The organism is Streptomyces sp. NPDC048278 (assembly GCF_040652195.1).
Lineage (GTDB): Bacteria > Actinomycetota > Actinomycetes > Streptomycetales > Streptomycetaceae > Streptomyces.
In genome coordinates this window covers 1-18,478 of sequence record NZ_JBEZLP010000042.1, presented here as the reverse complement: position 1 = coordinate 18,478, position 18,478 = coordinate 1, and the positions used below count along the sequence as shown (strand labels likewise).

General features: G+C 71.7%; 14 protein-coding genes and 1 tRNA gene. 9 read left to right on the top strand and 6 right to left on the bottom strand.

The window, feature by feature from the left end; translation table 11 throughout:
- Positions 1-209: 209 nt before the first annotated feature.
- A tRNA-Arg gene (locus AB0D74_RS43290) sits at positions 210-282 on the bottom strand.
- A gap of 498 nt (positions 283-780) precedes the next feature.
- Here AB0D74_RS43290 and AB0D74_RS43285 point away from each other — a divergent pair.
- The 3 genes from AB0D74_RS43285 (at position 781) to AB0D74_RS43275 (ending at position 4,839) form a co-directional block, all read left to right on the top strand.
- Positions 781-1,641, top strand: coding sequence for a PaaX family transcriptional regulator C-terminal domain-containing protein (locus AB0D74_RS43285; RefSeq protein WP_362599729.1), 861 nt, complete (start codon positions 781-783; stop codon positions 1,639-1,641).
- A gap of 199 nt (positions 1,642-1,840) precedes the next feature.
- Positions 1,841-3,229: an alpha/beta hydrolase gene (locus AB0D74_RS43280; RefSeq protein WP_362599727.1), complete on the top strand. Its 1,389-nt coding sequence runs from the start codon at positions 1,841-1,843 to the stop codon at positions 3,227-3,229.
- A 56-nt stretch (positions 3,230-3,285) separates the two neighbouring features.
- Complete coding sequence (locus AB0D74_RS43275; RefSeq protein WP_362599725.1) at positions 3,286-4,839, top strand: MFS transporter; 1,554 nt, start codon at positions 3,286-3,288, stop codon at positions 4,837-4,839.
- A 165-nt stretch (positions 4,840-5,004) separates the two neighbouring features.
- Here the strand turns inward: AB0D74_RS43275 and AB0D74_RS43270 are convergent, their stop codons facing one another.
- Positions 5,005-6,600, bottom strand: a complete 1,596-nt coding sequence (locus AB0D74_RS43270; RefSeq protein WP_362599723.1) for an IclR family transcriptional regulator C-terminal domain-containing protein — start codon at positions 6,598-6,600, stop codon at positions 5,005-5,007.
- 307 nt (positions 6,601-6,907) lie between these two features.
- Positions 6,908-8,269 (bottom strand): M6 family metalloprotease domain-containing protein, encoded by a 1,362-nt coding sequence (locus AB0D74_RS43265; RefSeq protein ID WP_362599721.1) that lies wholly within the window; start codon positions 8,267-8,269, stop codon positions 6,908-6,910.
- A gap of 270 nt (positions 8,270-8,539) precedes the next feature.
- On the opposite strand from AB0D74_RS43265, the gene AB0D74_RS43260 reads away from it, so the two are divergent.
- Both AB0D74_RS43260 and AB0D74_RS43255 read left to right on the top strand, forming a co-directional pair.
- Positions 8,540-9,190 (top strand): TetR/AcrR family transcriptional regulator, encoded by a 651-nt coding sequence (locus AB0D74_RS43260; protein WP_362599720.1) that lies wholly within the window; start codon positions 8,540-8,542, stop codon positions 9,188-9,190.
- Positions 9,191-9,345: 155 nt separating this feature from the next.
- Positions 9,346-10,884, top strand: coding sequence for an MFS transporter (locus AB0D74_RS43255; protein WP_362599718.1), 1,539 nt, complete (start codon positions 9,346-9,348; stop codon positions 10,882-10,884).
- A 69-nt stretch (positions 10,885-10,953) separates the two neighbouring features.
- Here AB0D74_RS43255 and AB0D74_RS43250 read toward each other — a convergent pair whose 3' ends face one another.
- A complete protein-coding gene (locus AB0D74_RS43250; RefSeq protein ID WP_362599716.1) occupies positions 10,954-11,466 on the bottom strand; it encodes a MarR family transcriptional regulator in 513 nt (170 codons plus the stop codon).
- 138 nt (positions 11,467-11,604) lie between these two features.
- On the opposite strand from AB0D74_RS43250, the gene AB0D74_RS43245 reads away from it, so the two are divergent.
- Positions 11,605-12,399 (top strand): class III extradiol ring-cleavage dioxygenase, encoded by a 795-nt coding sequence (locus tag AB0D74_RS43245; RefSeq protein ID WP_362599714.1) that lies wholly within the window; start codon positions 11,605-11,607, stop codon positions 12,397-12,399.
- Positions 12,400-12,421: 22 nt separating this feature from the next.
- On the opposite strand, the gene AB0D74_RS43240 is transcribed toward AB0D74_RS43245, so the two are convergent.
- Positions 12,422-12,940 (bottom strand): N-acetyltransferase family protein, encoded by a 519-nt coding sequence (locus AB0D74_RS43240; protein WP_362599712.1) that lies wholly within the window; start codon positions 12,938-12,940, stop codon positions 12,422-12,424.
- A gap of 200 nt (positions 12,941-13,140) precedes the next feature.
- On the opposite strand from AB0D74_RS43240, the gene AB0D74_RS43235 reads away from it, so the two are divergent.
- Together AB0D74_RS43235 and AB0D74_RS43230 are read left to right on the top strand one after the other, a co-directional pair.
- Positions 13,141-14,154 carry a sigma-70 family RNA polymerase sigma factor gene (locus AB0D74_RS43235; protein ID WP_362599710.1) on the top strand — a complete coding sequence of 338 codons (1,014 nt, stop codon included), beginning with the start codon at positions 13,141-13,143 and terminating at the stop codon, positions 14,152-14,154.
- 596 nt (positions 14,155-14,750) lie between these two features.
- Positions 14,751-15,347 (top strand): TetR family transcriptional regulator, encoded by a 597-nt coding sequence (locus AB0D74_RS43230; RefSeq protein ID WP_362599848.1) that lies wholly within the window; start codon positions 14,751-14,753, stop codon positions 15,345-15,347.
- Between the two features lie 235 nt (positions 15,348-15,582).
- On the opposite strand, the gene AB0D74_RS43225 is transcribed toward AB0D74_RS43230, so the two are convergent.
- Complete coding sequence (locus AB0D74_RS43225; protein ID WP_362599708.1) at positions 15,583-16,560, bottom strand: YafY family protein; 978 nt, start codon at positions 16,558-16,560, stop codon at positions 15,583-15,585.
- A gap of 248 nt (positions 16,561-16,808) precedes the next feature.
- On the opposite strand from AB0D74_RS43225, the gene AB0D74_RS43220 reads away from it, so the two are divergent.
- A complete protein-coding gene (locus AB0D74_RS43220; RefSeq protein ID WP_362599846.1) occupies positions 16,809-18,206 on the top strand; it encodes an MFS transporter in 1,398 nt (465 codons plus the stop codon).
- The last annotated feature ends 272 nt before the right edge of the window (positions 18,207-18,478 follow it).

Here is an 18,478-nt window from a genome sequence, read left to right as displayed (position 1 = left end):
TCCGAGAGCACCGCCCCCGAAGCGGAGCCGGAGCCCGACGACACGCAGCATCCCGCCCAGGAGTCCGTGCCGGATGGTACTGATCCGCTGGGAGAAATTCCGGAGATCAACTCTCCGTCCGCTCACGCAAACGGCCCCGGACGAGGAGTCCGAGGCCGAATAGAGCGCCTCCCTGGGGAGAAATCGCAGGTCAGCGGCGTAATGCGCTGTGCCCCCGGCAGGATTCGAACCTGCGACACCCGCTTTAGGAGAGCGGTGCTCTATCCCCTGAGCTACGAAGGCGGGGGTTTGTGGAGAACCTTGTTGGAAAGTCCTGGGGACAGTTCCAGGGTAAAGACACAAACCCACTGGTCAGTGGTGGTGTCACGTTGTCCGCGTTGCTGCTTGGGCGGGCGGCGTGGTGTACCGACTACTGACCAAGGACAGGGTAGCGGATGTGGGCGGGGGAGGGTTGCAGGGATCGGTGTCGAAGGGGGCGGTGATGGGAGGGGAGGGTTCTGAGCTGCGGGTTCTGGCGTTGGTGCGGAACGGTTGGTGGATGGTGAGAGGGGTGGAGGGGGAGTGGTTGGTTCGTTTTGTTCCGCGTGGTCGGCGTCCGCTTCGGCGTCGACCGTCGGCTGTCGTCGGCCAGGTGTCTGGCGTGGGCCCGAGCGGCTCCCCCCGTGTGCGCTCCAGCTCTGCGTGTTGATCGGAGTTGTGTGGCAAAATGGCGACTGCCGTCACGAGAATGGCAATTTTTGTGGTGGGGGAAACGGTGCGTGTCCGCTTCGGGCCTAGGCTGTGGCGGTGACCAGTGCTGATGTCGCCGTCGGATCTGCCGCTGAGAGCGGTCCCGAGCCGCGTACCCAGTCCCTGATGCTGACCTTCTTCGGCGCTCATGTACTGGAGCGGTCCATCGCCGTGTCGTCGGGCAGTGTGATCGCCGCTCTCGGGAGGCTGGGAAGTACGGAGGAGGCCGTGCGGACCACCCTGAACCGGATGGTCAAGCGCGGCCTGCTGGAGCGTCATCGGCAGGGGCGGAAGGCCTACTTCGGGCTGACGCCGCACGCCGTCCAGGTGCTGACGGACGGCAGGGACCGCATCTGGCGTACCGGTGCGGTGAACCGGGACTGGGACGGCCGCTGGACGATGGTGGGCTTCTCGCTGCCCGAGGCGTGGAGTCGCGAACGGCACGACCTGCGCTCCCGGCTGATCTGGGCGGGCTTCGGCCCCCTGCAGAACGGCCTGTGGGTGGCCCCGGCGCGGGTCGACGTCCGCGAGATGGTGGCGGATCTCGGCCTGGAACCGTACCTGCGGGTGTTCCGGGCGGAGGTGGAGTCGCCGACCGGTGTCCGGGAGGTGCTGGAGCAGGCCTTCGACGTGCCGGCCATCGGTGCCCGGTACCGGGCGTTCGTGGCGCGATGGGACCGCACCGACCCGCTTCCCGCGGCGCTCTCGGGCGATGAACTCGCAGGTCAGCTCCTGTTGCACACCGACTGGCTGGACCTGGTGCGACGGGATCCGCATCTGCCCGCCGAGCACCTTCCGAAGGACTGGCCCGCCGCCGAGGCGGAGACCGTCTTCCGTGGCCTGGCCGGCCGCTGGGAGCGCCCGGCCGCGCGGGTGGCCGCCCGGCTGCTCGACGTTCTGCCGCTGGGCTGATCCGCGCCCGGCCCCACGCGTCCGGACGCGGACCCGCCTGTCTCAATGTTGGGCAGTGTATTGACGGCTATGAAAAAAGAGCCCTACATTCGCAGCGCTCGCCCCCCTCGCTCCTCCCCTCCGCTCCCCCTCCCTCGCTCCTCCCCTCCGCTCCCTCGCTCCCTCGCTCGGTCCCCCCTCGACTCGCGGAGCCGCCGTCATGCCCCGACCCCGTTTCTCGACCTTCGCCGTCGCCTGCGCGACCGCCCTCGCGACCACCCTGATCGGACCGGCGACCGGCGCCCATGCCGCGAGCGCCGACCACTACTCCGGGACCCTGTCCGACGGCGCCACCTGGATCGCGGACAGACCCGCGCAGTGGAACGGCAGCCTGCTGCTGTTCAGCCACGGCTTCGGACCGACCACCGCGGCCGACGCCCCGTCGGCCGCGGCGCGCCAGGCACTGCTGGACGCCGGCTACGCACTCGTCGGCTCCTCCTACGACCCGAACGGCTCGATGTGGGCGCTCGACTCGGCCGAGCGGGACCAGTTCGCGGCGCTCACCGCCTTCCGGCGACAGGTCGGCACGCCGACCCGGGTCATCTCGGTGGGCCAGTCCATGGGCGGCCTCGTCAACGCCCAGCTCGCCCGCGACGGCGCGGGACGCGTCGACGGCGTTGACGGCGTTGACGGCGTTGACGGCGTCGACGGCGCACTCGGCCTGTGCGGCCTGGTCGCGGGCGGCGTGGATCTGGACAACTACCAGCTGGACGCCGAGTACACCCTGGCCACGTTCTTCGACCCGGCCGACGCCGACGAGCTCGTGAACCTGGACAGCCAGGCCGACGGCGCGGCCCTCGCCGACCGGCTCACGAAGGCGGTGGAGACGGCGCAGCAGGCCCCCACGGGACGCGCCCGGATCGCCCTGGCCGCCGCCTACCTCAACCTGACCGACTGGGCCCCGGGCCAACAGCCGCCCGCCCGTGACGACTTCGCGGGCCAGGAGGAGCAGCAGTACGCATGGCTGGCCCAGGGCCTGCTCGGGTTCATCGTCCCGGCGCGCTGGTCGGTGGAGCAGTCCGCCGGCGGCAACACCTCCTGGAACAAGGGCGTCGACTACGCCGGCCTGCTGCGCAAGTCCAGCCATGCCAAGCAGGTCAGGGCGTTGTACCGCGACGCAGGACTCGATCTGCGGACCGACCTGAACCGGCTCACCCGCGGTGCGGACATCTCGGCCGACCCGGCCGCGGTGGCCCATTTGAAGCGGACGTCCACGGCCGGCCAGGGGCTGGCCGTGCCGCTGCTCGACATCCACACCACCGCCGACCAACTCGTGCCCGTCGAGCAGGAGTCGGCCTTCGCCGGGCGGGTGCGCCGGTCCGGCGACTCCGCGCTGCTGCGACAGGCCTATGTGGCCCGCCAGAGCCACTGCAACTTCACCACCGCCGAAGTGGTCGCCGGGCTGCACGCCGTGGAGCACCGGCTGGACACCGGGCGCTGGGACGACTCCGCCACCACCGCCGAACTCCAGCACAGCGCCGACGAACTGGGCCTCGACGGCGCCGCCTTCACCGACTTCCGGCCGCCCCGCCTGACCGGCACCCGCTGATCCCCGAGAGCCCTCTCCCCGTCCCGAACCCGCGTGCCTCAGGAGCCTCCGTGTCCATGACGACCGAACCCTCCGCCAGAACCACCGTCGGCCGCAGTCTGACCACCGGCACCCTGGTCGCCGGTCTCCTCGCCGTCTGCCTCGCCCAGATAGGCCTGGCCATACCGGCCACCCTCAACGGGCTGTTCCAGTCCGACCTGCACCCGGTCGGCTCCCAGCTCACCTGGATCTCCGACGCCTTCCTGCTGCCGGTCGCCGTACTGGAGCTGACCTTCGGCCTGCTCGGCGACCTCTTCGGCCGCAAGCGGCTGCTGATCGGCGGCGCCGCACTGCTGGCCGTGGGCGAGCTGGTCAGCGCCACCGCCTCCGGTATCCACCAGCTCTGGGCCGGGCAGGCTCTGGCAGGTCTGGGCGCCGCAGGCCTGTTCCCGACCTCGCTGGCCATCCTGGCCGCCGGCACCACCTCGCCCGCGCAGCGGGCCCGGGTCATCGCGATGTGGGCGGCCCTGCTCTCCACCGGCGGGTTCCTCGCCCCTCTGCTCGGCGGCATCACCGCCACCTACGGCTCCTGGCGATGGTCCTTCGTCGTGGTCACCGCCGTCGCCGTGGCGAGTGCCGCCGTCAGCGCCCTGTTCGCCGTCGACTCCAGTGCCCCCGAAGGACGTTCACTGGACGTGGCGGGCCAACTGACCATCGGCCTCGGCCTGTTCTCGCTCCTCTACGCCATCATCCAGGGCCCCACGGACGGGTGGGCCTCGCCCTCGATCGTCGTCGCCTTCGTCCTGGCGGCCGTCTTCCTCGCCGCCTTCGTCCTGGCCGAGAGGCGCGCGAAGTCCCCGCTCCTCCGCCTGGACCTGTTCCGCAACCGCGCCTTCGCGGTGGCCTCGGTCGTGGCCGTGGTCGGGATGTTCGCCTTCCTGGGCACCGCCTACTCCGTGAGCATCCGGCTCGGCCCGGTGCAGGACCAGGCTCCGATGCGGACGGCCCTGGCCTTCGTCCTGCTCAACGGCATCACCCTGGTGATGCTGCCGCTGACGGAACGGCTGTTGAGAACGGTGGCGCCGGGACTGCTGCTGGGCGCGGGACTGCTGTTGATCGCGGCGGGCGACTACTGGGCGGCCACGCTGCCGATCACCGACACCTCCTTCACCTCGCTGATCCTGCCGCTCGGTCTGGTCGGCCTGGGCTTCGCGATCACCGTCTCGTCGATCACCGCAACGGCCGTCAACACCGTGCCGGTGCACCTCGCCGGCATGGCGAGCGCCACCACCAACCTGCTGCGGGACTTCGGCTTCACCCTCGGCCCGGCGGTCATCGGCGCCGTGGCCCTGAGCCGGGCGGCAAGCAGTTTCTCCGCGTCCCTGCATGACTCCGCTCTGCCGCAGGCGCTCAAAGGCGCGGGCACGGCCGTGCTGGAAGAGGGCGGTCCGCTCGCGGTGAACGGTGCCGCGGAGGCCTCACCGACCCTGGCCGACCTGCACCCGCTCGCCCTGGACGCGCTCGGCCACGGCTACTCGATCGGCTTCGTCGTCTGCGGCTCGGCCGCACTGTTCTCCGCACTGCTGACCTTCGTGACGCTCCACGGCCGAGCCGCCCCACACGCCGAGTGACCAGGGCACCACCAGGGAACGCGCCGGACGTCCGCCGTCCCTGAATCGGCGCGGGGCCGGACGGACAACCCCTCCACCGGCCGACCCGCCTCCCTGAGCAGACCGAACAGAGCACCGCCTGCCGCGGCCGGCCGACCGACCGGCCTGGCCGGCTCCGCGCCGGGGTCAGGACAGCGGGACGTGGGTGAAGCGGGACGCGATGTGCAGGTCGTCCTGGATCCGGGCGGCCGTGTCGTGCAGGGCGGGCAGCACCTCGCTCACGCATTCCGCCAGGGTGCGGCGGGCCGCGTGGGTGGCCACGTTGACGGCGGCGACCGGGCGGCCCGCCCGGTCCCGTACCGGTACCGCGATCGAGCGCAGGCCCGACTCCAGCTCCTCGTCCGCCAGTGCGTATCCGTCCGGTCCGGTGAGGCCCAGCAACGCCCGGCCGAGTGCCGTACGGCCGGCCGGCAGCCGGGTGCCGACGGTGATGTCCACGGTCAGGACGCCCCGGCTCGCGGCGGCCACCGCGACGTACTGGATCTCCGCCGGATCGCCGCCCGGCCCGCTCGGGACCAGGACCGCCAGGGCCGTCGGCTCGTCGAGCCGGTCCGCGAGGGCGCGCAGCCGGGGGGCCGCGAGGCGGGCGAGGGTGGTGCGGGACAGCGGGGGGTAGCCCAGGGACAGCACCCGGGGGGTGAGGGCGAACTCGCGGCCGTCCGCGGTCACCAGGCCCAGGTGCTCGTACGTGATCAGGGCCCGCCGGGCCGTCGCCCGGGCCAGTCCGGTCGCCTTCGCCACGTCGGTCAGGGTCAGCGACGGGCGGCCCTCGCCGAAGGCGGTGAGGACCGTCAGACCCCGGGCCAGCGATTCCACGAAGTCGCGGCCGAGCTCGTGCTTCGACGCGGTGGTCCAGACGGCGAGGCCGGAGGGCGGCGGGCCGGGCTCCGCGGGCCGGGCCTCGTCCGCGCGCAGCTCCGCCTCCATCGCCGTCACCGCCGTACGCAGCCGGGGGAGCAGGGTCTCGCGCAGGTCCGCCGCCGTGTGGCGGCTGGTGTGGCTGACGACGCTCGCCACGCACGCGACCCGTCCGGTGCCCGGGTCGCGCACCGGGACGGACACCGCGACCAGGCCCGGTTCGACCAGCTGGTCGTCCAGGGCCCAGCCACCGCGCCGGGCCCGCGCGGTCCGCGCCTCGAAGTCGTCGTCGGCGGCCGGGTTCCGGGGCGGTACGGCGGGGAAGCCCGCGTCCGTCGGGTCCGCGGCGCGCCGCGCCCGCCAGTCCGCCCACTCCCGCTCGGTCCACTCGGCCGCGAACAGCAGGCCGGGGGCGGTGCGTTCGGCCGGCAGCAGGTCGCCGATGCGGAAGCTGACGGACATCGCGCGGCGCCGGGTCGCCTGGTGGATGAACCGGATGCCGTCCCGGTCGGCGACCGCGAGGGACACCGACTCGTCCAGTTCGTCGGCGACGGCGTCGGCATGCGCGTCGAGGAGCGCGGGCAGGCGCAGCGCGGCCAGGTAGGCGTTGCCCAGCTCCATCACCCGCGGGGTGAGCACCGCGTCCCGGCCGTCCTGGCGGAGGTATCCCATGCGGGCGAGGGTCGCGGTGATGCGGTCCACCGTGGAGCGGGCGAGGCCGGTACGCCGTTCCAGCGCGCTCGCGCTCAGCGTCCCGCCCGCCTCGGTCAGCGCCTCCAGCACCGCCACGCCCCGGATCAACGGCGCCACCGCCTCGGCAGGCGGCTCGTGCGCCACGGCGGAGGAGGGCAAGGGGGCGGTCATCTACTCTCCGGCTCCGATACGACGGGGTGCGCGATCTCAGCGGTCTCGACGCCGGCGGTTTCGGCGTCAGCGGTCTCAACGTCAGCGGTTCGGCGGTCTCGACGCCGGCGGTCTCAAGGGTCTGGACGTCAGCGGTCTCAGCGTTCTCCACGGTCTGGGCGTCGGCGGTCTCGGCGGTCTCGGCAGTCTCGGTGATCTCGGCAGCGCACGCCTACGGTAGACCGTGGCCCACCCGGCCGGCGCCGGGTCCCGGTCCGGGTCCGGCAGCCCACCCGGCCCCGCTCGCCACCCTCGCTGCCCCTGCCTCCTACCGCCGTGTCACCCGCACCTGGTAGTCCCCCTCCCCGTCCACCCCCGTCACCCGCACCTCGATCCCGTGCGCGGGGTCCTTGAAGCTCTCGCCCGGGCCGAACGGGGCGTCGGAGAGTTCCGCCTGGACGTTGGGGCTGCGGGTGCAGCCGCCGGAGTCGCGGTGGGCGTCGTACACCTTGATCGGGCCGCGTCCGGTGTCGATGTTCGCGTCGACCTTGTAGACGAGGACGCCGGGGCGGCAGATCTCCTCGTCGTTGCCGCCCTTGGTGCGGACCTCCAGGGCGTAGCCGGTGCGCGCGTCGACCGGTACGAAGACGAGCTTGCGACCGCCGGGCCGGGACAGCGGGGTGATCGTGTACTCGGTGCCGCCGCGGGCGGACGCGCAGCTGACCTGGTCGGGGTCGAGCCAGCCCAGCTTCCACTTGTGCCAGGCGAGGAGGTCGTTGTCGGCGCCCCAGTCCTCGCTCATGATGTCCCAGTGCCCGACCGCGCCCCCGCCCTCCTGGGTGTAGAGGTCGGGCAGGCCGAAGACGTGGCCGTTCTCGTGGGGGAGGACCCGGTAGCCGGTGCGGGCGTAGGAGCCGGAGCCGTCGTCCTGGCGGGAGTAGACGAAGGAGGCGTTGGCGACCGGCGTGCCGTCGGCGACCGGGGCGTCGCCGTTGCCCGCGAACGTCACCGACAGCACGGTGTCCAGGGCGGAGGGGCCGGCGTTCGGGGTGACCAGGATGTTCAGGAGGTCGTACGACCGGAAGTCCACGTCGGGGTCGGCGGCGGCCACGATGTCCTGGACCAGCTGCCGGTAGCCGGGGTCGAAGGGCGCGCCGCGCTCTATGCCGTAGGCGCTGAACGGCTTCGGCATCCGCAGCCAGTGGTCGATCGGGGCGGCGGGCCGGTAGTCGAGCTTGCCGTAGGAGGCGGTGCGGAACCAGTCCTGGGTCTGCGGGAAGAACTCGTGGTAGCGGTCGAGCGCGCTGCCCTGGCCGGGCGCGTCGGGGAAGTCGACCATCAGGGTGAGGGCGTGCACGGTGCCGGTGGAGCGGGAGTAGCCGGCGGGGGTGGGGACGCCCTCGGTCATCTGGATCTCGTGGCCGCCGCTGATCATGCAGGGGCCGTAGACGGACGAGCGGGCCAGCGCGATCGGACCGGCGCCGGCCGGTGTGGGGTCCGCCGTGAGGTGCCCGGTGCCCGCCGAGGTGCCGACCGCGAGGATCAGCGCGGCCACGGCGGCGAGGCAGACCGCACGGCGGGGGCGTATGCGGCGGCCCGGCCGTATCGCACGACCGCCGGCCGAAGCCGGGCGGCGGGACGACGGTGTACGGCGGCGGGGTGCGGTACGGCGGCTGGGCTGCGGCTGCATGCATGGGCCTTTCGCGCCACGGCAGCCGCCGGTCTCCGGCTGCACCCTCTGGATCACCCTGTGTCGGCGGGGCGGCGGGCGCGCGCTGGAGGGGCCGATCGTGGGATTCACCGGAGCGGGACGGCACGGCTCGGCGGTGTGACTCAGGTCACGTGAAATTCGGAGAAGGTGGGGAAATAACCGGGGACCGTCTCCCCGTTTAGACCTGTGTCCGCGCGAAACGGGGAACGCCTCCCCGGATCGCGGAAACCGACAGACCAGGAGTACGCCGTGCAGACCGCGACCGCCCTCCCCGCCGTGCGCAAGGCACCCCGGCCCCGCGCCGACGCCCTGCGCAACCGGGAGCGGATCGTCACCGCCGCCCGCGAGATGTTCACCGAGTACGGCCCCGACGTGCCGCTCGACGACATCGCCCGCCGGGCCGGCGTCGGCAACGCCACGGTGTACCGCAACTTCCCCGACCGCGACGCGCTCGTCCGCGAGGTCGTCTGCTCCGTGATGGACCGGACGTCCGAGGCGGCCGAACTGGCGCTCGCGGAGAGCGGGGACGCCTTCGAGGCGCTGGAGCACTTCGTGCACACGTCCGCCGACGAGCGGGTCAGCGCGCTGTGCCCCATGGTCTCCAGCACCTTCGACCGGAACCACCCCGACCTGGAAGCGGCACGTCAGCGGTGCGAGCAGCTCATCGGGCAGCTCATGGACCGGGCCAAGGCGGCCGGACAGCTCCGTCCGGACGTGGGCGTCGGCGACGTGATGATCGTCGTGGCCCAGCTCAGCCGGCCTCCGTTCGGCACCGACTGCCTGGTCAGTGACCGCTTCGTCCACCGTCATCTGCAGCTGTTCCTGGACGGGCTGCGGGCCCCGGCCCGCTCCGCCCTGCCGGGCACGGCCGTGACCATGGAGGACCTGCGCCAGGCCTGAACGACCGAGAGCCACAGCACAGTCCCAGTCCCGTAGGGCCGATCAGTTTCGGACCGCGTACCGGTCTCACCTCACACGCCCCGGCCCTGCACCGATCCATTTTTCCGTCACGAACCATCGACTTTCCGTCACGAAGTCACGAAGTGGGTACCCCCATGTCTGAAACAGCCGCCAAGGCTCCCGGCGCACCGGCACCGTCCGGTGACGCCAACCGCTGGAAAGCGCTGGTCTTCATCGCGCTCGCCCAGCTGATGGTCGTCCTCGACGCCACCATCGTGAACATCGCGCTGCCCTCCGCCCAGACCGACCTGGGCATCTCCGACGGCAACCGGCAGTGGGTCGTCACGGCCTACGCCCTCGCCTTCGGCGGTCTCCTCCTGTTCGGCGGCCGGATCGCCGACCTGTGGGGCCGCAAGCGGGCCTTCGTCATAGGCCTGACCGGCTTCGCCGCGGCCTCCGCGCTCGGCGGCGCCGCGACCAGCGGCGCGATGATGTTCGGCGCCCGCGCCCTGCAGGGTGTCTTCGGCGCCATGCTCGCCCCGGCCGCCCTCTCCCTGCTCGCCGTGATGTTCACGGACGCCAAGGAGCGCGCCAAGGCCTTCGGCATCTACGGTGCGATCGCCGGTGGCGGCGGCGCCGTCGGCTTCATCCTCGGCGGTGTGCTCACCGAGTACCTGGACTGGCGCTGGACGTTCTTCGTGAACATCCCGTTCGCCATCGTCGCCGCGCTCGGCGCGTACTTCGTCATCCGTGAGCCGGAGGGCGGTCGCAACCGCAACCCGCTCGACATCCCCGGCGTGCTCCTGTCCACCCTGGGCCTGGTCTCGCTGGTCTACGGCTTCACCCGCGCCGAGTCCGACGGCTGGGGCGACGTCACCACCGTCGGCCTGTTCGTCGCCTCCGCGGTGCTGCTGATCGCGTTCGTCGTCACCGAGACGCGGATCAAGGCCCCGCTGCTGCCGCTGCGCGTGGTCCTCGACCGCAACCGCGGTGGTATCTACCTCTCGCTCGGTATCGCGGTCATCGCGATGTTCGGCACGTTCCTCTTCCTGACCTACTACCTCCAGGTCATCAAGGGCTTCTCGCCGATCAAGACCGGCTTCGCCTTCCTGCCGATGATCGCGGGCATGATGATCGGCTCCACCCAGATCGGCGCCCGGCTGATGACCCGGGTTCCGGCCCGGACCCTGATGGGCCCCGGCTTCCTGGTCGCCGCGGGCGGCATGCTGGTCATGACCCAGATCGAGATCGGCTCGTCGTACGCCTCGACGATCCTGCCCGCGATGCTGCTGCTCGGTCTCGGCATGGGTACGGCGTTCATGCCGGCCATGTCCCTGGCCACGCTCGGCGTCGAGCCCCGGGACGCCGGTGTCGCCTCCGCGATGGTCAACACCTCGCAGCAGGTGGGCGGCGCCATCGGTACGGCCCTGCTGAACACGATCGCCGCGTCCGCGACGACGTCGTACATCAAGGACCACATCGCGACCGCGACCTCCAAGTCCCAGCAGCAGCTGGTCCAGATGGAGGGCGCCGTGCACGGCTACGCCAACGCGATCTGGGTCGCCGTCGGCATGCTGGTGCTGGCCGCGGTGATCGTGGTGACCTTCGTCAACGCCGGCAAGCCCAGCGCCACTCCGGTGGTCTCCGGGGACGGCGTGGAGGACGAGGTGGCGGTGCCGGTGGTCGCCCACTGAGCCGCTGAGCCACTGAGCGACCCACCGACGGACCGCAGGGGTACCCGCACGCGGACCTGCCCGAGCTCCTCAGCGGAGCCAGGGCAGGTCCGCGCCCGCTTCGTTGGGCTGCAGGCCCTCGGCGACGATCTGCATGATCTCGCCGAGGGCCTGCTGCTGTTCCGGCGTCAGCCGCTCGAACAGCGCCTGCCGTACGGCGGCCACATGGCCCGGCGCGGTGCGCCGCAGCACCTCGGTGCCCTCGTCGGTCAGGACGGCGAACTGGCCCCGCTTGTCGGAGGGGCAGTCCTCCCGCCGCACCCAGCCGTTCTTCTCCAGGCGGGCGACCGCGTGCGAGAGCCGGGACCGGGTGATCTTGGCCCGCATCGCCAGCTCGGTCATCCGCAGCCGCCGCCCGGGTGCCTCGGCGAGCCCGACGAGCAGGCCGTAGTAGATGTGCGGCATCCCGGCGTCACGCTGGAGCTGACGGTCCAGATGATCTTCCAGCAGGGTCGTGGCGTGCAGGTACGAGCGCCAGACGCGCTGTTCGTGGTCGGTGAGCCAGCGGCTCTGCGTGGTGGCGGATCCGGATGCCGTATTCATGGGTCCCACTGTACGAGGCCTCTCCTTGAATCTTAAACAAATGGGGCGTAAGCTGGTGCCCAGAAAGCTTGAGAGTTAAAACAGAATGCGAAGGATGGGGCCGGGAAGGCAGCCCGGTACCCGGAGGGAGCCGCCGCCATGTCCGCCGCCGTCGCACCGGAGCGCATGCCCGCCCTCTATCTGAGCCACGGCGCGCCGCCGCTCGCCGACGACCCCGTCTGGCCGGGCGAACTCGCCGCCTGGAGCGCCGGACTCGCCCGCCCCAAGGCGATCCTGATGGTCTCCGCCCACTGGGAGGAGGCCCCGCTCGCCCTCGGCGCCGTGCGGACCGTCCCCCTCGTCTACGACTTCTGGGGCTTCCCCGAGCACTACTACCGGGTGCGGTACGACGCTCCCGGCGCACCGGAGCTGGCCGAGAGCGTGCGCAAGCTGCTGCGCGCCCCCGGCACCCCCGTCCAGGACATCCCGGACCGCGGTCTCGACCACGGCGCCTACGTGCCGCTGGTGGAGATGTTCCCGGCCGCGGACATCCCGGTCCTGCAGATCTCCATGCCCACCCTCGACCCGGTCCGCCTGATGGAGATCGGCCGCCGGCTCGCCCCGCTGCGCGACGAGGGCGTGCTGATCGTCGGCTCCGGCTTCTTCACCCACAACCTGGCCGCCCTGCGCCACACCGGCGCCGGGGTGCCCACCTGGTCCTCCGAGTTCGACGACTGGGGGCACCGGGCCCTGGAGAACCGCGACTGGGACGCCCTGCTCGACTTCCTCGACAAGGCCCCGGCCGGCCGCTACGCCCATCCGCGCACCGAGCACTTCGCCCCGCTCTTCGTCACCATGGGCGCGGCGGAGGCGGGCGGCGAGCTGGACGCGCAGAAGTCGGTGATCGACGGGTTCTGGATGGGGATGGCGAAGCGGTCGGTCCAGTTCGGCTGACGGCCGCCTTCGCCACCGGGGTCTAGAGCGGCTTCTCGTACCAGGCCACGTCCCAGTAGCGGCCGAACTTGCGGCCCACCTCGCGGTACGTGCCGACGTGGTGGAAGTCGAAACGCCCGTGCAGCCGGGCGGACGCCTCGTTCGGCTGCGCGACGCCCGCGTAGGCGCGGTGCAGGTCCTCGCCCGCCAGCGCCTCGAAGAGGGCCTCGTAGAGGAGCGTGCCGATACCCCGTCCGCCGGCGCCCGGGGCGACGTACACCGTGGTCTCCACGGAGGTCGCGTAGGCCGGTTTCGCGCGGTAGGGACTGGATGTGGCGTACCCGAGAATCTCCTGTGAGTCCGCTGACGTGGCAACCATCAGGCGGTACGGGCCGTCTTCCGGGTGGGAGAGCAACCACGGACGACGCTCTTCCGGAGTGAAGACCACCGTGTCGAATGTGATGGACGTCTCACGAACGTAGTGATTGTAGATCTCCGTGAGGGCTACGAGATCCCCCTCGGCTCCCGGTCTGACCTGCACCTCTGTACGTTCCGACGGCACCTCGCCTCCCTACGTGGTCGCACAGGGTACTGCATGATCAGAAAAATCGGGGGGCAGCATGGGAATTCTGTCCGGATTCCAGTCGTTGTTTCCATCAGATGCCGGGCACTGGACGACAGTCCAAACCCTGAGCATTCACTGAAGGACCGAGAAGAACCGACAGGACCACCCCGCCCGCCCACCATCGCAAGGGAGCACGCATGGCAACCCGTGCCGTCGCCCGTCGTAAGACCGCCACTGGCGAGGCGGCCGACTCGGCAAGCAGTGTTCGCGCCCATGGCGTTCGCGGCCATGGCGGCGAGATAGCCGACCGCGATCTGGTCGGCATGTACCTCGACGAGATCGCGCGCACACCGCTCCTCGACGCCGCCAAGGAAGTCGAGTTGTCCCAGACCATAGAGGCGGGTGTGTTCGCGCAGCAGGTCCTCGACGGCGAGGAGGAGTCCGCGTCCGACGCCACCCGCGAGGAGCTGGAGGCGCTCGTCGCCGAGAGCGAGCGGGCGAAGGACGTCTTCATCCGCTCCAACCTCCGTCTGGTCGTGGCCGTCGCCCGGCGCTACCCGCGCAGCGGCCTGCCCCTCCTCGACCTGATCCAGGAGGGCAACGCCGGCCTGGTGCGCGCCGTCGAGAAGTTCGACTACCGCAAGGGCTTCAAGTTCTCGACGTACGCCACCTGGTGGATCCGCCAGGCGATCACCCGCTCCATCGCCGACCAGTCCCGGACCATCCGGCTCCCCGTCCACCTGGTGGAGGAGCTCGGCCGGATCCGCCGCGTCCAGCGTGAGTTCAACCGGAAGAACGGCCGCGACCCGGAGCCGGCCGAGATCGCCGCCGAGCTCGACTCCACCCCGGCGCGCGTCATCGACGTGCTGGACTGGGCCCGCGACCCGGTCTCGCTGAACATGGCGGTGGACGACGACGGCGACACCCAGTTCGGCGACCTCCTGGAGGACACGTCGGCGGTCAGCCCCGAGCAGTCCGTCCTGACCCTCCTGCGCAGCGAGGAACTGGACGACCTGATCGGCCGCCTGGACCAGCGCACGGCCTCGATCATCAAGATGCGGTACGGCATCGAGGACGGCCGTGAGCGCACGCTGACCGAGGTCGGCAAGGAACACGGCCTGACCCGCGAGCGCATCCGCCAGATCGAGAAGCACGCGCTCCTCGAACTGAAGAAGCTGGCCCGGTCCACCGGGTTCGAGCCGGCGGCGTAAGGGGGTTGCGCGGAGCAGGGGGTTCGCAGGAGTGGGGCTCGCACGAGTGGGACTCGCGTGACCGGTGTGCGCGAGGCTCCACTCACGCCGGGCGCGTGCGCGGGGTGGCGAAAGACGGCGCAAACATGGCGCGGTACCGCCGCTTCAGCGCTCCACGTGTAGGGAACAACCATGCAGGGCCCGGGAGTTGAGGTCCAGTGCGGACCGTTCTCCGCGGGACCGACGGCTCCTGACGGTACGGCAGCCACCGCTCACGACCACCCACGGCACCGCGGACAACCCCGACGACGCCGACGACTCCGCCTCCACAAGCCACGTCCCGACGCACCAACCCCCCCGGCGCCGGGACTCTCCCAGAGCCGGGCTCCGGCGCCCATCCCCCCCGGGTGCCGGAGCCCGGCTCCACCTCTGTGCGGGACCGCGTTTGCCCGGACCCGGTGCCCCCGGGCATGCTGAAACGGTGGTTCACCCCGTACCTGAACCACGGGGTGAACCACCGGATGGCAGATTCTGCCACATGGGCATAGCCTGCCGAGGTGAGCACCCCCAGTACCGCCCCCCTCTCCCTCACGGAACGGCGCAAGGCGGAGACCCGGATGGAGATCGCCCGGGCGGCGGCGGGCCTCTTCGTACGGCGGGGCCTGCGGGCCACCCGCGCGGAGGACATCGCACAGGCCGCGGGCATCGCGCCCCGCACGTTCTACCGTTACTTCGCCACGAAGGAGGAGGCGGTCGCCCCGCTCTACGCGGCGGGCGCCCGCCGCTGGGCGGAGGCGGTACGGTCGGCCCCCGCGTCCCTCTCCGTGCCGGAGGCCCTCGAACACGCCGTCCGCCACACCCTGACCCCGGGCGCCGGGGTCTCCACGGCCTCCTGGGAATGGGTCCGCACCCTGATCCACCTGGCCGACACCAGCCCGGCGCTGCGCAAGGTGTGGGCGGAGGTGTGCCAGTCCTCGGACCAGCTCCTGGTGTCGATCCTGGCGGAGCGGATGTCGGCCCCCGGCGACAACGTTGCCCCACCGGGCCACCTCCGCTTCGCCGCGGCGGTGGCCGGTGCGGCGGTGCGGGTGGCCGTCGAATCCTGGGCGTCGGGCACGGCCGCCGCCACGGGGCCGGAGGGCCCGGCAGCCCTGGCCATGCAAAACCTGGCGGCGCTACGGGGGTTCGCGTGGGAGGGGCACCCCGGCGGGTAGCGGTCGCGGTCCGGCCGCAGGTCGGTGGGGGTTGCTCGCGCAGTTCCCCGCGCCCCTGAAAGACAAAGACATAGCTGCGGGCAGGCACTCCGCTGCGGGCCGGTGGGGGCTGGGCGCGCAGTTCCCCGCGCCCCTTGCGGGGCTTCTTGGCTGCGGGCAGGCGTGCCGCAGGGCGGCACGGGTGGGCGCGGGGGCACCCGGCAAGCGCCGGTAAGCGTCCCCACCCCCTGGCCCGCTACCCACCCGCACCCCCGGCCCGGGTCAACCGTCCCCCCAACTCCCTGACGCACGCCACCAGTTCCTCCGGCTCCCGCACCACGAACTCACACCCCGTCATCGCCAACCGCACCGCCAGCCACTCCACCGGATCCCCGGTCTCCCCCCGCACCACACACCAGCCGCCGCCCCCTTCCTCCTCCACCGGCGTCCCCAGCCACGCCGGCAGTCGCGCCCCCACCTCCGCCGCCGACCCGGCGAACGCGACGGCGAACCCGTACGTCTCCTGGCGCCGCTGGATGGACCGCCGCAGGAACTCCGCCGCACTCCCCGTCGGCATCTCCCGCGGCGCGAACCGCGCGCCGGTGGCGAACGGCTCGCTCACCCGGTCGACCCGGAACGTCCGCCAGTCGTCGCGATCGAGGTCGTACGCCACGAGATACCAGCGCCGCCCCGTCGACACCAGCCGGTACGGCTCCGCCTGCCGCCGCGTCTCACTCCCGTCCGCCGCCCGGTACGCGAACCGCAACCGCTCCCGCCCGGCGACCGCCGACGCCATCACGGTCAGCGTCTCGGGCGCGATGCTCGCCCCGTCCCCGCTGGTCAGCGGTGTGGTCGCGGCCTGGAGCGTGGTCACCCGGTGCCGCAGCCGGGCCGGCAGCACCTGTTCCAGCTTCGCCAGCGCCCGTACCGACGCCTCGTCCACCCCCGCCACGGCATGCCCCGCCCCGGCCCGCAGACCCACCGCGATGGCGACGGTCTCCTCGTCGTCGAGCAGCAGCGGCGGCATCGCCTTCCCCGCCACCAGCCGGTACCCCCCGTCGGCCCCCTTGCTGGCCTCCACCGGATACCCCAGCTCCCGCAGCCGGTCGATGTCGCGCCGCACGGTACGCCGGGAGACCTGGAGCCGGTCGGCGAGCTCACCGCCGGGCCACTCGCGGGGCGTCTGGAGCAGAGACAGCAGCTGGAGGAGCCGGGCCGGAGTGTCTGTCGTCATACGGACGAGGATGCCGTACCAGTAGGACAGGATCTGGCCTAATCGGTTCCTAGAGTGACGTCATGACCTCAACCGACGTCGGCACCGACATCCCCAACGGGCGCGGGACTGTATCGATCAGCGGCTCCGCCGCGGTGCGCGAACAGCCACAGCGAACCGGCACAGACGCCACCACACCGACCCCGACGGCGCTCGAACCGTCGGCCTCCCCCGGTGCACCGCACCGCTGGCTGGCGTTGGCCATCGTCATGACCGCCGCCTTCATGGACCTCGTCGACGTCACGATCGTCAACATCGCCATCCCCGCCATCCAGCGGGACGCCGGCGCCTCGTTCAGCCAGATCCAGTGGATAACCGCCGGCTACGCGCTCGCCTTCGCCGCCGGCCTGATCACCGGCGGCCGGCTCGGCGACATCCACGGCCGCAAGCGGCTGTTCCTGATCGGAGTCGCGGGCTTCACCCTCGCCTCGGCCCTCTGCGGCTTCGCCGCGAACCCGGAGATGCTGGTCGCCTCCCGCATCCTCCAGGGCGGCATGGCCGCGATGATGGTCCCGCAGGTCCTGTCGATCGTGCACGCCACCTTCCCGGCCCACGAACGCGGCAAGGTCTTCGGCCTGTTCGGCGCGATCGTCGGCCTGGGCGCGGTCTCCGGGCCGCTGCTCGGCGCGCTCCTCACCGAGTGGAACCTGTTCGGCCTCGAATGGCGCCCGATCTTCCTGATCAACCTCCCGGTCGGCATCGCCGCCCTGCTCCTGGGCCGCCGGTACATCGGCGAGTCCAGGGCTCCGCGCGCGCTGCGGCTGGACCTCGTCGGCGTCGCCCTGGTCACCCTCGGCCTGCTGATGCTGCTCTACCCGCTGACCCGTGGCCGTGAGCTGGGCTGGCCGCTGTGGGGGTACGTGTCGATGGCCGGCTCGCTCGTCGTCTTCGCCGTGCTCGTCGTACACGAACGCCGCAAGGCGGCCCGCGACGGCTCCCCGCTCGTCGAACCGTCGCTGTTCGCGGTGAAGAGCTTCGCCGCCGGCATCGCCGTGCAGACCGTCTTCGGCATCGCGCTCGGCATCTTCTTCCTGGTCTGGACGCTGTACATGCAGATCGGCCTCGGCTGGAGCCCGCTGCACGCCGGCCTCACCGGGGTGCCGTTCTCGATCTCGGTCTCGGTCGCGGCCGGCATGTCCGTGCAGAAGCTGGTCCCGCGCTTCGGCCGCAAGGTGCTCCAGACCGGCGCGCTGCTGATGGTCCTCGGCGTCCTGCTCTACATCGGGGAGTCGCACCGCTACGGCCTCGCCATCGCCTCCTGGCAGATGGCCCTGCCGCTGGTCGTGATGGGCGCGGGCATGGGTCTGATCGTCGCCCCGCTGACGGACGCGGTGCTCTCGGAGGTGCCGCGCGAGCACGCCGGTTCCGCCTCCGGCCTGATCAACACCGTGCAGCAGATGGGCAACGCGCTCGGCCTCGGCCTGGTCTCGGTGGTCTTCTACGGCGCCGTCGACGACCGTCTGACGCCGGATCGGATCGGGCCGGCCTTCGTGACCGCCTTCCAGGGGGCGCTCGGGTGGGTGGCCGCGGTGCTGGGCCTGATCTTCCTGCTGATGTTCGCGCTGCCGGGGCGGGCGGCGGCGGAGCCGGCTCCGGACCGGAGCTGACGCCCTCGGGCGACCGAGGGATCTTCGTCCCGGAACGACAACTTATGTACCGAACACTCCGGCTTCGAGCGCTCGACGTGCCCAACCGGCCGCATGTGAAAGGAAACTGACAGGGTATAGGCCAAGGGCCGGGGCGGGGCGCGGTGTCCTTGTTCATTAATCGACATTGGATGGTGTGTGACGGTGGCGCGTGGATTCCCGCACGGGCGGCTCCGGGACCTATGTGCGCGAGCGGCCGGTGCCCCGGCGGGTGGCCCGCTCCGGGTACCGGC